The sequence below is a fragment of the Arthrobacter sp. 2YAF22_2 genome (assembly GCF_052114645.1).
Lineage (GTDB): Bacteria > Actinomycetota > Actinomycetes > Actinomycetales > Micrococcaceae > Arthrobacter.
The window spans coordinates 1-12,594 of record NZ_JBFRFD010000036.1 but is presented as its reverse complement, the minus strand read 5'-3'; the positions used below and the strand labels follow the sequence as shown (position 1 = coordinate 12,594).

13 protein-coding genes and 1 pseudogene are annotated in these 12,594 nt (G+C 69.2%); 9 read left to right on the top strand and 5 right to left on the bottom strand.

Translation table 11 applies throughout. From position 1 onward, the window contains the following. Positions 1-327, bottom strand: a pseudogene (locus AB4Y86_RS03025) (MFS transporter); the annotation flags it as partial. A 107-nt stretch (positions 328-434) separates the two neighbouring features. Between AB4Y86_RS03025 and AB4Y86_RS03020 the strand changes: the two are divergent. Genes AB4Y86_RS03020 through AB4Y86_RS03005 form a run of 4 tightly spaced genes read left to right on the top strand, consistent with a single transcriptional unit; the run spans position 435 to position 3,780 of the window. Continuing rightward, positions 435-878, top strand: a complete 444-nt coding sequence (locus AB4Y86_RS03020; protein WP_441399955.1) for a (deoxy)nucleoside triphosphate pyrophosphohydrolase — start codon at positions 435-437, stop codon at positions 876-878. A gap of 42 nt (positions 879-920) precedes the next feature. After that, positions 921-2,078: an NAD(P) transhydrogenase subunit alpha gene (locus AB4Y86_RS03015; RefSeq protein WP_441399954.1), complete on the top strand. Its 1,158-nt coding sequence runs from the start codon at positions 921-923 to the stop codon at positions 2,076-2,078. Further along, entirely contained in the window at positions 2,078-2,410 is a 333-nt protein-coding gene (locus AB4Y86_RS03010) for an NAD(P) transhydrogenase subunit alpha (protein ID WP_441399953.1), read from the top strand. Before AB4Y86_RS03015 ends, AB4Y86_RS03010 begins: the two co-directional genes overlap by 1 nt. Then, a complete protein-coding gene (locus AB4Y86_RS03005; protein WP_441399952.1) occupies positions 2,407-3,780 on the top strand; it encodes an NAD(P)(+) transhydrogenase (Re/Si-specific) subunit beta in 1,374 nt (457 codons plus the stop codon). Before AB4Y86_RS03010 ends, AB4Y86_RS03005 begins: the two co-directional genes overlap by 4 nt. Positions 3,781-3,828: 48 nt before the next feature. Here AB4Y86_RS03005 and AB4Y86_RS03000 read toward each other — a convergent pair whose 3' ends face one another. Beyond that, on the bottom strand, positions 3,829-4,989 hold the full coding sequence (locus tag AB4Y86_RS03000; protein WP_441399951.1) for an Rv2578c family radical SAM protein: 1,161 nt from the start codon (positions 4,987-4,989) through the stop codon (positions 3,829-3,831). Between the two features lie 93 nt (positions 4,990-5,082). On the opposite strand from AB4Y86_RS03000, the gene pcp reads away from it, so the two are divergent. Next, positions 5,083-5,724, top strand: coding sequence for a pyroglutamyl-peptidase I (gene pcp / locus AB4Y86_RS02995; protein WP_441399950.1), 642 nt, complete (start codon positions 5,083-5,085; stop codon positions 5,722-5,724). Between the two features lie 21 nt (positions 5,725-5,745). Here the strand turns inward: pcp and AB4Y86_RS02990 are convergent, their stop codons facing one another. The 3 genes from AB4Y86_RS02990 to AB4Y86_RS02980 form a co-directional block, all read right to left on the bottom strand. Beyond that, on the bottom strand, positions 5,746-6,384 hold the full coding sequence (locus AB4Y86_RS02990) for an SIMPL domain-containing protein (protein ID WP_441399949.1): 639 nt from the start codon (positions 6,382-6,384) through the stop codon (positions 5,746-5,748). A gap of 1 nt (position 6,385) precedes the next feature. Next, complete coding sequence (locus AB4Y86_RS02985; RefSeq protein ID WP_441399948.1) at positions 6,386-6,865, bottom strand: eCIS core domain-containing protein; 480 nt, start codon at positions 6,863-6,865, stop codon at positions 6,386-6,388. Between the two features lie 143 nt (positions 6,866-7,008). Further along, the gene (locus AB4Y86_RS02980) at positions 7,009-7,557 is read right to left on the bottom strand and encodes a hypothetical protein (RefSeq protein ID WP_441399947.1); all 549 of its coding nucleotides are present in this window, start codon (positions 7,555-7,557) and stop codon (positions 7,009-7,011) included. Between the two features lie 70 nt (positions 7,558-7,627). Between AB4Y86_RS02980 and AB4Y86_RS02975 the strand changes: the two genes are divergently transcribed. From AB4Y86_RS02975 to pheT, 4 genes are all read left to right on the top strand, one after another. Then, positions 7,628-8,074 (top strand): group III truncated hemoglobin, encoded by a 447-nt coding sequence (locus AB4Y86_RS02975; RefSeq protein ID WP_441399946.1) that lies wholly within the window; start codon positions 7,628-7,630, stop codon positions 8,072-8,074. Next, complete coding sequence (locus tag AB4Y86_RS02970; RefSeq protein WP_441399945.1) at positions 8,058-8,813, top strand: helix-turn-helix transcriptional regulator; 756 nt, start codon at positions 8,058-8,060, stop codon at positions 8,811-8,813. Before AB4Y86_RS02975 ends, AB4Y86_RS02970 begins: the two co-directional genes overlap by 17 nt. Before the next feature lie 156 nt (positions 8,814-8,969). Then, positions 8,970-10,031: a phenylalanine--tRNA ligase subunit alpha gene (gene pheS, locus AB4Y86_RS02965; protein ID WP_441399944.1), complete on the top strand. Its 1,062-nt coding sequence runs from the start codon at positions 8,970-8,972 to the stop codon at positions 10,029-10,031. A 2-nt stretch (positions 10,032-10,033) separates the two neighbouring features. Next, positions 10,034-12,577, top strand: a complete 2,544-nt coding sequence (pheT, locus tag AB4Y86_RS02960) for a phenylalanine--tRNA ligase subunit beta (RefSeq protein ID WP_441399943.1) — start codon at positions 10,034-10,036, stop codon at positions 12,575-12,577. Positions 12,578-12,594 lie beyond the last annotated feature (17 nt).

Genomic DNA, 12,594 nt, shown 5'->3' with positions numbered 1-12,594 from the left:
GCCGTAGTCCGGGGCGAGGAAGGAGCTGAAGTTGGCGAGGCTGAAGAACAGCATGAGGCCCAGTGCGAGGTACTTGCGCGGCAGCTTGGCGCCGACGGCGGCCAGCACCGGGGCGCCGACCACGACGCCCAGGGCGTACGCGGAAATCAGGTGCCCGGCCTCCGGCGTGCCGATGCCGAGGCCGTGCTCCACCTCCGGGAGCAACCCCATCATGGTGAATTCCGTGGTGCCGATGCCGAATCCGCCCATGGCGAGCGAGATGATGGCGAGGGCGAGGTGGCGGGTGCCGGTCTGGGGCGTCGCGGGGGCGTCTTTGGTGGTGGTCATCCGTCTGCTTTTCGGAAGGATCCCGGCTGGAGCCAGGAGAAGGTCGCTTCCATTGTCCCCCAAGGTCCCCCTCCGGTACCGGCCGGAGCGCCCCTAGACTGGTGGACGTGACTGAACTTATCAACGTTGTTGGCGGCGCCGTCGTGGATTCGCTGGCCGCCCCCCGRGCGCTCCTCGCGGCGAGGAGGACGGCGCCGCCCCAGTTTGCGGGCATGTGGGAGTTTCCCGGCGGCAAAGTGGATCCCGGCGAAACCCCGGAACAGGCCCTGCACCGTGAGTTGCGGGAAGAACTCGGCGTCGAGGTCGTACTGGGGTACGAGCTGACGGCCACCGACCCGGCGGGATGGCCGCTGAACGGGCGGGCTGTGATGCGGGTGTGGTTCGCCGAGCTGACGGCCGGCACCCCGAGGCCGCTGGAGGACCACGACGAGCTGCGTTGGGTGGCGCTCACGGATCCGGCGGAGGTCCTCGGCCTGCCTTGGATCCCTGCCGACCTGCCGATCGTGGAGGCACTGTTGGCGGCCGTCTCGGCGCAATCCTCGCCAAACTAAGCGGTCTGTGGCTACGCTGGGGCCAATCGGGAGGAGCTGGGCGTGCGGGTCGGTGTCAGACGGGAACAGCGTGCGGGGGAACGCCGGGTTGCGGCGACACCGGAAACGGTGCGGCAGCTGACCGGCCTTGGGCTGGCGTTAATCGTGGAATGCGGTGCCGGCGTCGAATCCGGATACGCCGACGCGCACTACGAAGCCGCCGGTGCCAGCCTCGTCCCGGAGCTTCCGCTGGGGGCCCTCGATGTCCTGCTGCACGTGCGCCCGCTCGCGCCGGAAACCGCCGACGCGCTGAGACCCCGGACAATCACCATCGGTTTTGCCTCCCCGGCGTCGGAACTGCAGACAGTGGGCTCCCTCGCCGCCGCCGGCGTGACCTCTTTTGCCCTCGAGCTGGTTCCGCGGATCTCCCGCGCCCAGTCAATGGACGCGCTCAGCTCGCAGTCCCTTGTGGCCGGCTACCGGGCCGTGCTGGAGGCGGCCATGCGCTACCCGCGGTTCTTTCCGCTCTACATGACCGCCGCCGGGACCATCCCGCCGGCCCGGGTGCTGGTCCTGGGCGCCGGCGTCGCGGGGCTGCAGGCGATCGGCACCGCCAAGCGGCTCGGCGCGCGGGTGTCGGCCAACGACATCCGTGCGGCCTCGGCCGACGAGGTTGCCTCGATGGGCGGGACCTTCATCAATCTGGAGCTGGACAGTCACGCCGCGGACGCCTCCGCTGACGGCGCCGGCGGCTATGCCCGTGAGCTCGGCGAGGACCGCGCGGTCCGGCAGCGCGCCCTGCTGGCCCCGCACGTTGCCGCCGCGGACGTGCTCATCACGACGGCGGCGATTCCAGGCCGGGCGGCCCCGCTGCTCGTCACCACGGCGATGGTGGCCGGCATGCGGCCAGGCTCCGTCGTGGTGGATCTCGCCGCTGAGTCCGGCGGCAACGTCGAGGGCGTCGTCGCCGGCCGGGACGTCCTGGTCCCCGTGCCGGGCGGCGCCGTGACGCTCGTGGGGTTGCAGGACGCGGCGTCGTCGGTGGCCTCGGACGCCTCCCGTTTGTACGCCAAGAACGTCGCGAACCTGCTCGCCCTGATGACGGCCGACGGCACGGTGACGCCGGATTTCGACGACGACGTCGTCGCCGGTGCCTGCCTGACCCATGACGGCGCCGTCCGGCACGCCGGCACGGCGGCAGCTATGGAGGCCCACAAGTAATGGATACGGTCACGCTCCTCACGGTGGTGGTGCTCGCCGTCTTCGTCGGCTTCGAAGTCGTCTCCAAGGTGACCAGCAAACTGCACACCCCGTTGATGTCGGGCGCCAACGCGATCCATGGCATCATCCTCGTCGGCGCGATCATCGTGGCGGGCCAGGCCGCCGATCCGTGGCTGCTTGCCGTTGCACTGCTCGCGGTAGTCCTCGCTACCGTCAACCTGGTCGGCGGCTTCGTGGTCACCGACCGGATGCTGGAAATGTTCGGCCCGCGAAGAGCGGCCCCTCCGGGGGCCCCTGCCGGGACCGGCCGGGAAGGGGAGCGGCATCCATGAGCATCCTCGAGCCGGGCTGGACGGCGCTGCTCTACTTGCTGGCCGCGGTCTGTTTTATTCTCGCGTTGAAGGGTCTCAGTTCGCCGCGGACCGCGCGGCGCGGCAACGCGATCGGCGCTGCCGGCGCGGTGGTGGCCGTGCTGACGGTGTTCCTGTCCGCCCGGTTGGAGAACGTTCCGCTGATCCTTGCCGCCATCGCCGTCGGCACCGCCCTGGCCGTTCCGGTGGCCCGGCGCGTGCAGATGACCCAGATGCCCCAGCTGGTCGCCTTGTTCAACGGGGTCGGCGGCGGCGCCGCCGCGCTGGTCGCGGTCCTGGAGCTCGGGCATAGCGGGGATTCCTGGGTGCGGCTGGCGATTGCGTTTACGATGCTGGTCGGTGCCGTCTCCTTCGCCGGCTCGGCCGTCACGGTAGGGAAGCTGCAGGAGCTGATCAGCACCCGCCCGCTGTTGTTTCCAGGCATGCCCGCGGTGATGCTGCTGGTCCTGGCGGGCGCGCTGGCCACGGGCGGCGTCGTCGTGCTGACCGGTTCGTCCGGCTGGGCCGTCGGACTGCTGGTTCTTGGCCTGGCCGCCGGGCTGCTGCTCGTACTCCCGGTCGGCGGCGCGGACGTGCCGATTGTGATCTCGCTGCTGAACGCCTTCACCGGCCTCGCAGTCGCGTCGTCCGGCATCGTGCTGGGCAACGTGCTGCTGCTGGTGGCCGGTACGCTGGTCGGCGCAAGCGGCACCATCCTGACCAAGGTGATGGCCTCCGCCATGGGGCGGGGCGTGGCCGGCATCATGTTCGGCGCCTTCCGGGGCGGGTCCACAGCAGGCTCCACCACGCTCAGCGACCGGCCCGTGCGCTCCGCCTCGGCGGAGGATGTGGCCGTCCAGCTCGGCTACGCCCAGCGTGTGGTGATCGTGCCGGGCTACGGCCTCGCCGTTGCGCAGGGCCAGCACACCGTGGCCGAGCTCGCCGCCGCCCTCACCGCCAGGGGAGTCGACGTCGTGTTCGCCATCCACCCGGTCGCCGGCCGGATGCCGGGGCACATGAATGTGCTGCTAGCGGAAGCGAACGTGCCGTACGAAACGCTGCGGGAACTCGACGAGGTCAACCCGGAGTTCGCCAACACGGACGTTGCCCTCGTGGTGGGGGCGAACGACGTCGTCAATCCGGCCGCGAAGACGTCACCGGGGTCACCGATCTACGGGATGCCGATCCTGGAGGTAGTCCAGGCCCAGCAGGTGGTCTTCCTGAAGCGCTCGATGCGCCCCGGATTCGCCGGCATCGAAAACGAACTCCTGCACGACGCGCGGACCACCCTTTTGTTCGGAGACGCCAAAGATTCGCTCTCCAAGGTACTCAGCGCGGTCAAGATCCTCTAGGGCACGAAACCTCGGTGCTCAGAACCTCGGTGCTCAGAACCTCGGTGCTCAGAACAGGGTGGGCTGTGCGGCCCCGCTGCCGGGAGCGGCATGGGCCGCAGGCACCTTGCCTGCGAACTCTCGCTGCGCAGCCGGGTCGGGGATGCTGCCCGCCGGGTACTGGGCCTCCTCGTCGCGGGGATCATCGTTCAGGTCCCGGTGGCTGAAACCGGCGGAGCCGAGGAAGCCGTGCCGGGACTTGAAGAACCTGATCCGGCCGGCGAGCCAGGCCCGGTATTCCTTGGAGGCGTAGGAACCGCTGCCGTACAGCCGCCGGTACTTGCCTTCGAGCTGCGGGTGCTCCTTCGCGATCCACTGCATGAACCACTCCCGGGTGCCGGGCTTGAGGTAGAGCGCTCCGGCCGTGACGCCGGTGGCACCGGCCGCCGCGAGCGAGCCGAAGAGGGAATCCAGCGCCTCGTCGGAGTCGGAGAGCCAGGGCAGGATGGGCATTGCCATCACCCCGCAGGGAAGCCCTGCTTCACGCAGCCGGGACACCAGCTTCAGCCGGGCCCGAGGCCCCGGAGTTCCGGGCTCCACCGCCTCGGACAGCCCCTCATCGGTCATCGCCAGCGAGATCCCCACACCCACCGGGACCTGGGCTGCCGCGTGCTTGAGCAGCGGGATGTCACGGGCCAGCAGCGTGCCCTTGGTGAGGATGGACAGGGGAGTGCCGGAATCCGCCAGGGCGCCGATGATGCCGGGCATCAGTTGGTACCGGCCTTCGGCGCGTTGGTACGGGTCCGTGTTGGTGCCGAGGGCGACATGCCGGCGCTGCCAGGAGGGTTTGGCGAGCTCCTTGCGCAGGACCTCGGCGGCGTTGACCTTCACCACCACCTGGCTGTCGAAGTCCAGGCCGGCGTCGAAGTCCAGGTAGGTGTGGGTTTTGCGGGCGAAGCAGTAGACGCAGGCGTGGCTGCAGCCGCGGTACGGGTTCACCGTCCATTCGAACGGCATCCGGGAACCGGCGGCCACCTTGTTGAGCACCGATTTGGCGGTGACCTCATGGAAAGTGACCCCGGCGAACTCGGGGGTGGAGACGGAGCGCACCAGTCCGGCCAGTGGCAGCAACGCGGGAGCGGCCGGGCCCGCTCCGGAGGGCGGGCCGCCTGCGGGGGGCTCGCCAGCCATGGCATCGGCTGGTTTGAGTGCCTGCGCGTCCCATCTCATGACTATATTCGAATATATGTTCGATCATAAGTCAAGGACCTCAGGTCGAAGTGCCGGCGACGGCGCAGAACGTGGCGTTGCTAGGCTGGGCCCATGATTCTCCTGACCGGGTTCGAACCGTTTGGCGGCGAAACCACCAATCCCTCCTGGACGGCGGCGCGCGGAGCCGCGGCCTTGCTTCAAGCCGAGGGGCACGAGGTCGCGGCGGTGGAGCTGCCCTGCGTCTTCGGGGACGCCATCGCCGTCCTGCAAACGGCCTTGTCGGAGCACCACCCGGAGCTCGTCGTCTGCGCGGGCCAGGCCGGGGGCAGGGCCCGCATCTCGCTGGAACGGATCGCGATCAACTGCGATGACGCACGGATCCCGGACAACGCGGGCAACGCCCCAGTCGACGAGCCGGTGGTCCCAGGCGGACCCGCGGCCTACTTCAGTACTCTGCCGGTGAAGGCGGTCCTGGCGGCGCTGGGCTCGGCCGGCATTCCCGCCGAGGTCTCGCAGACAGCCGGGACCTACGTCTGCAATCATGTCTTCTACGGCCTGATGCACGCCCTCCGGCTCGCTCCCGCCACCCGCGGCGGCTTTGTCCATGTCCCGTACGCGCCGGACCAGATCCCGCCGGATAGCGGCCTGGCCTCGCTGCCGCTGGAGCAAATGACGCAGGCGCTCGCCGTCGTCGTCCGGGCCGCGCTGGCGACGACGGCGGACCTCAAGCTCGCCGCCGGCGCGACACACTAGGGCGATCCGCGGGGCTGCAGCTCAGTCGAGCAGCTCCCAGACGACGGCGACGGCAGCGGTGACGCTGGAGCCGCCCGCTTCGACGGTCAGYGGCTCCGATGCCACGGCGCGCTGCATCGCGGCGAGCGGAACCGGCGGCCCCATGCCGGACTGCTGGGTTACCGAGAGGGCGCTGCCCAGCCGGGCACCGGCCAGCGAGGCGAAGTGTTCGGCGGCCGTGCGGGCGTCGTGCCATGCCGCCTCCCGGGCCTGGGCTTGGACCGCAGTGGGATCCGCAAAGCCGAACTCCAGTCCGTTGAGGCGTACGTCGTCCCCGCCGGTGGCCACCGCGGCGGCAATGAGCCCGGAGGCTGCAGGCAGGTCGCGAAGCCGGACGGCGAGCGTGCTGGAGGCTACATATCCGGAGATCAGCTGGCCGCGGCCTTCCTGCCAGCTGACCTCGGCCCGGACGTTCAGCCCGGAGGTGGTGATGTCTGGATTTCCGACGCCGTGATCCCGGAGGACGGCCGTGATCGCGGACGAGGCGCGGGCGGCATCCCGGTAGGCCGCGTCCACGCCCGGGCGCCGGCATTCGACGCCGAGGGAAAGCGTCAGCAGATCCGGCGCGGCCTCCGCAGTGCCGGAGCCGGTAACCGAGATGGACCTGGGATTTTCCGTCATGTTATGCCTCGTTCCGTTCGGCGGCCGTGCCTGGCCGTGCCTGCAGTGGGCGTGGGGGAGTGTCCGGATGACTTCCTGGGTGGGCTGGCGGGTAGCCGCCGGCCTGGAGCCCGGCGTGCCGCTCAAAGAAATTGGCCGATCCGGGGTTGCCTGTCCGCACCAGGGACCAGGCCGCCGCCAGGAAGTACAACGGAAGAAACGGCACCCCGAGGCACCAGGCGTACTGGGTGGCGTGCCGATCTTCGTGTCCCAGCAGTTCCGGGTTGCCCATGGCCTCCGCCGCCCCGGCGCGGAAGATCACCACATTGCCCACGGTGAACGCCGCCGCGAACGGCAGTCGCCAGCGGTAGCCGGCGGCCAGGAGCAGGCCGCGCGGGCCGGGGCGGAGCCCGGTCCGGGCGCAGGCGGCCAGCAGCAGCCCCAGCGGCGTCGATGCGTTCAGCAGGTTGGCAAGCTGCCGCAGCCGCTGTCCGGGAGTCATGAGGCCATGCTAGCGGGGCACCTGCCCGCGGGATACGACGCGGGCCGGTCCGGCAGGCACGTCGTTCCTGTCCGACGGCGCAGGCACGAACATTGCGCTGCCATGCACGACCCAGGACCGTCCGGGACTGCTTGGAGGAATTCTCAGGGGTGTGCGGCGCGCAGATGGCTCAGAACCAGTCCGACGGGGACACTTACGACCAATACAACGTAGAAAGCCCGAAGGAGTGCGGCCCTCATTGGCCGTTGGGCGTGGCGTGTTCGGGCCCCGGCGAGGACCAGCCCTGCGACAAGCAGGAGGCCGCCGGCATCTGTGATGAGCGGGATGGAAAGGAGCGCTCCGACGATGACCAGGGCGTTGCCGGTGTTCCAGCAGCCGAACAGCGCCCACCCCTGTGCCGGTCGAACCGGTTCCGCACCGAGGAACCGGCGTTGGTTGCTGATGGCGCATTGGGCCACGCCGCAGACGAGCACGAGGTAGGCGGCAAGCCAGCTGCCGCGGTCGAAGTGCAAGGGGCCCGCGATTGCGGCGACCAGACCGCCGAGCACGATGAAGCCAACGCCGGCTGCATAGCCGACTCGCTCGGGGACCCCGTTCATGCCAGGGACGCGGCCGAGATTTGGAGCCGCAAGGTTTCCGGACGACGGTCGAGGCAGCTGACCATAAGGCGTGCCGGGGTCCCTCGCAGTCATTGTTCATCCTCCGTGGTCTCGAATGTGCTTTAAAAGTAACATCATCATTTCTATTCGCTACACTGGTCCCATGAACGGAGACCTGAAGGATCGGTCCGATGTCGCCAGGCTGGTCGGGGAGTTCTACCGGCGCGCCTTTGCCGACCCGCTGATCGGGCCTATCTTCACGGATATCGCCAGGATGGATCTCGATCATCACCTGCCGGTCATGTGCGACTTCTGGGAGACCGTGCTGTTCCGCGCGGGCCTCTACCGCCGCAACGCCCTTCAGGTGCATCTGCTGCTTAACGCCCGTTTTCCGTTGCAGCAGGAACACTTCGAACGGTGGCTCGCCCTGTGGGTTGCGAACGTCGACGAGCACTTCGCCGGTGCGAAGGCTGACCTCGCTAAGGTCCAGGCCAGGCGCATTGCCGGGTCCATCCACCGGCGGGTTCAGGGCCGTCCCGGCAGCGATTTCGAGACCCTGAAGCCGCGCTGGGCCCACGAGGAGGAATCGGCGCATGCCCGCGGGAACTGAAGCGGAGGCACAGCCCGGGCGTTCAGCGCCGGGCAGCAACCGGAGGAATGAGACCTACCACGCCGCGTTGGCGTCGCACACGCGGCGGCGTGTCCTCGATGCCTTGGCCGGTTCGCCCGGGCCAGTGGACGCGCAAGCCATCGCCGGCGTACTGGAACTGCACGTTTCCACGGTCCGGTTCCACCTGGACCACCTCGAGGAGGTGCGCCTTGTCCGGCGCGAATCCGGCGGCCACCGGCGCCGCGGCCGCCCGCGTGTGCTGTATACGGCCGTCCTCGAGGCCGAAAGCGACGGGGATTCGCGGGAGCAGTTGATCGAGGTGCTTGCCGGAGCCCTCGCACACAGCGACGTGGACCAGGGACGGGGCCGCGCCATTACCGCCGGCCGTACCTGGGCACGCGGACTCGTGCCCGAACGCTCCGACTCCGACAATCCACATAGCGGGCTCATTGAGGTTCTTGGCAGGCTCGGTTTCGACCCGGCGGCAGACGGTGATGTCATCCAATTGCGGGGGTGCCCGTTCCGCGACGCCGCGAGGCGGCACCCGCAGGTTGTCTGTTCGGTCCACCTCGGACTCGTGCAACAGTTACTCGACGGAGACGGAGACGGAGACGGAGACGGAGACGGCGACGGAGACGGAGACGGAGACGGAGACGGCGACGGCGACGGCCACGCGCCGCCGGACGTGCGTCTGCTCCCTTTCGTTCAGCCTAATCTTTGCCTCATCACCCTGCCCTGAGCCCGTTCGGGCGGCCGGACGGCTTCAACTAGACTGAAGGGGAGCGCCCGCCGGAACGATTTTGGCGAGCCCTGCCCTTTGTCAACGCACTGGTCCCTGCCCCTGTTGAAGGTCCTGTGCCGTTGGCATGAACCGACTCGTAGCTAAGAACAGTAGATGACTGAAACTTTGCCGGGCGCAGCCGTCCCGAACCCTCTGGATGAAGCCGCCATCACCGCCGCCGTAGACCAAGCCGTCGCCGCCATTGCCGCGGCCTCGACGCTCGATGAACTCAAGGCCGTGCGGCTCGCCCACGCCGGGGAAAAGTCCGCGCTGAGCCTGGCCAACCGCGAAATCGGCGGCCTGCCCAAGGACCAGAAGGCCGCCGCCGGCAAGCTGATGGGCGCCTCCCGCGGACGCGTCAACAAGGCGCTCGCGGACCGCACCGTCGAGCTCGAAGCGGAGAACGACGCCCGCATCCTGGTCGAGGAAACCGTCGACGTCACGGCCGCCCCGCGCCGCCGCCGTGCCGGCGCCCGGCACCCGCTGTCGACGCTGCAGGACCGCGTCGCGGATATTTTCGTGGGGATGGGCTGGGAAATCGCCGAGGGTCCCGAGGTCGAGTCGGAGTGGTTCAACTTCGATGCGCTGAACTTCAAGCCGGACCACCCGGCCCGCGAAATGCAGGACACCTTCTTCGTGGAGCCGCCCGAGGCGCACCTGCTGATGCGCACCCACACCTCCCCGGTGCAGGTCCGCTCCATGCTGGAACGCGAAGTCCCCATCTACGTGCTGTGCCCGGGCAAGGTCTTCCGCACCGACGAACTCGACGCCACGCACACCCCGGTATTCCACCAGTTCGAGGGCCTGGCGATCGACAAAAAGCTCAGCATGGCGGACCTGCGCGGCACCCTGGAACACTTCGCCCGGCAGATGTTCGGTGACGAGGCCCAGATCCGGCTGCGCCCGAACTACTTCCCGTTCACCGAGCCGTCCGCGGAGCTGGACATCTGGCACCCGGGCGCCAAGGGCGGTCCGCGCTGGATCGAATGGGGCGGCTGCGGCATGGTCAACCCCAACGTGCTGCGCGCCGCCGGCATCGATCCGGACGTCTATTCAGGTTTTGCCTTCGGCATGGGCATTGAACGCACCCTTATGTTCCGCAATGAGGTCGGCGACATGCGCGACATGATCGAAGGCGATGTACGTTTCAGCGAGCACTTCGGGATGGAGATCTAACCGTGCGTATCCCACTTTCCTGGCTGCGTGAATTTGCAGCCGTACCGGCCGGAGCGACGGCCGAAGACGTGATGGAAGACCTGGTCAGGGTCGGCTTTGAAGAGGAAGCGGTCCACCGTCCCACGGACGCCCTCCAGGGCCCGATCGTGGTGGGCCAGGTGCTGAGCCTGGTGAAGGAGCCGCAGTCCAACGGCAAGACCATCAACTGGTGCCAGGTCCGGGTGGTACCCGAAGGACAGCAGCAGACCCTGACGGGCGAGGGCATTGATCCCTCCGGTGTCCAGGGCATCATCTGCGGCGCGCACAACTTCGTGGAAGGCGACAAGGTGGTGGTCACCTTGCCCGGTGCCGTGCTGCCCGGGGACTTCCGCATTTCCGCCCGCAAGACCTACGGGCACCTCTCCGCCGGCATGATCGCCTCCGTCCGTGAGCTCGGCATCGGCGAAGACCACGACGGCATCCTGGTCCTGTCCCGGATCGGCCTGGACCCGGAAATCGGCACCGACGCCATGGAACTGCTGGACCTCTACGACCAGGCCGCGGAAATCAACGTCACGCCGGACCGCGGCTATGCGTTCTCCATCCGCGGCGTGGCCCGGGAATACGCCCACGCCACCGGCACGCCCTTCACCGATCCGGCGTCCCGGGTACAGCCGCCCGCGGAACTGTCGGGCGGCTACGGCGTGAAGCTCAACGACGACGCACCGATCTACGGCAAGGCCGGCTGCGACCGCTTCGTGGCCCGCACCGTCCGCGGCATCGACGCCACCCGGCCGACGCCGCCATGGATGAGCTCCCGGCTCCGGCTCGCCGGCATCCGGTCCATCTCGCTGCCGGTCGATATCTCCAACTACGTCATGCTGGAACTGGGCCAGCCGCTGCACTTCTACGACCAGGACAAGCTCTCCGGCGAGATCGTGGTCCGCCGCGCCGTCGCCGGCGAAACGCTCAAGACCCTCGACGGCAAGGAACGGACGCTCGACGTCGAGGACCTCCTGATCACGGACGGCTCCGGCCCGATCGGCGTCGCTGGCGTGATGGGCGGCGCCGCCACGGAGGTCAGCGACGCGACGTCGACCATCCTGATCGAGGCGGCGCACTTCGAGGAAGTCTCGATCGCCCGCTCGCGCCGCCGCCACAAGCTCCCGTCCGAGGCGTCCAAGCGCTTCGAACGCGGGGTTGACTGGCACGTCGCCCACGTGGCCGCCCAACGCGCCGTCGACCTGCTGGTTGAACTCGCCGGCGGCACCGCCGTGGCCGAGGGAACCGACGTCGGTACCGCGCCGGACGTGGCCCCCGTCGAGCTGCCAGCAGCCTTCGCCGCGGAGCGCATCGGCATCGACTTCACCGAGGAACAGATCCTCACCTCGCTGCAGGACCTGGGCGCCGTCGTGGAAAGGACCGCCGGCGGCTTCAGCGTCACGGCGCCGAGCTGGCGCAACGACCTGGAAACCAAGGAAGACCTCTCGGAGGAAATCGCCCGGCTGGTCGGCTACGACCAGATCCCCGCGACGCTGCCGGTGGCACCCCCGGGCCGGGGCCTGACCCGCGTGCAGCAGCAGCGCCGCCGGCTGATCCAGGCGCTGGCCGACGCCGGCCTCACCGAGGTGATGGCGTACCCGTTCGTTTCCAAGGCCGCCAACGACACCTTTGGCGCCGCGGCGGCCGGCTCGGAGCGGAAGGCACTGAAGCTGGCCAACCCGATCAGCGAGGAGCACGGCTACCTGCGGACCTCCGTCCTGCCGGGCCTGATCGAGGTCGCCAAGCGCAACCACTCCCGCGGCTTCCGCGATCTCGCGCTCTTCGAAACCGGGCTGGTCTTCCTGCCCGGCGCCACGCTGGGCACCGGCTCCATCCCGCCGCTGGGCGCCAAGCCGTCCGAGGACGTGCTGGACGCCCTGTACGACGGGGTCCCGGAGCAGCCGCTTCACCTCGCCGCGGTGCTGACGGGCCACGATTCACCGGCCGCGCCGGCGCACACTCCCCGTGCCTGGGATTGGGCCGACGCGCTGGACATCGCCCGGCTCGCCGGTGACGTCCTCGGTGTCGAACTGGTGGTCAGCCAGGGCCAGCACCAGGCGTTCCACCCGGGACGGGCCGCGCAGCTGGCGCTGCGCAGCGGCGAGGTGGTGGGCCATGCCGGCGAACTGCACCCGAAGCTGCTCGCGGCGCATGACATGCCGGCCCGCTCGGTGGCGCTGGAACTGAACGCGGACGCCCTGTTCGACGCCGCCGCCGACGTGATCGTCGCCCGGCACATCTCCAGCTACCCCGTCGCCACCCAGGACGTCGCCCTCGTGGTGGCTGCCGACGTCGCCGCGGATGAGGTACTGGCTGCCCTGCGCGAGGGCGCGGGGGAGCTGCTCGAGGAGGTGTCCCTGTTTGATGTCTACGCGGGCAAGGGCATCGAGGACGGCAAGAAGTCGCTCGCGTTCAACCTGCGCTTCCGCGCCGAGGACCGTACCTTGACCGCGGACGAAGCCTCGGCCGCCCGCGACAGCGCGGTCGCGGCCGCCCACGAGCGCTTCGGCGCCGTGCAGCGCTAGCGCCCTGCAGTACGCAG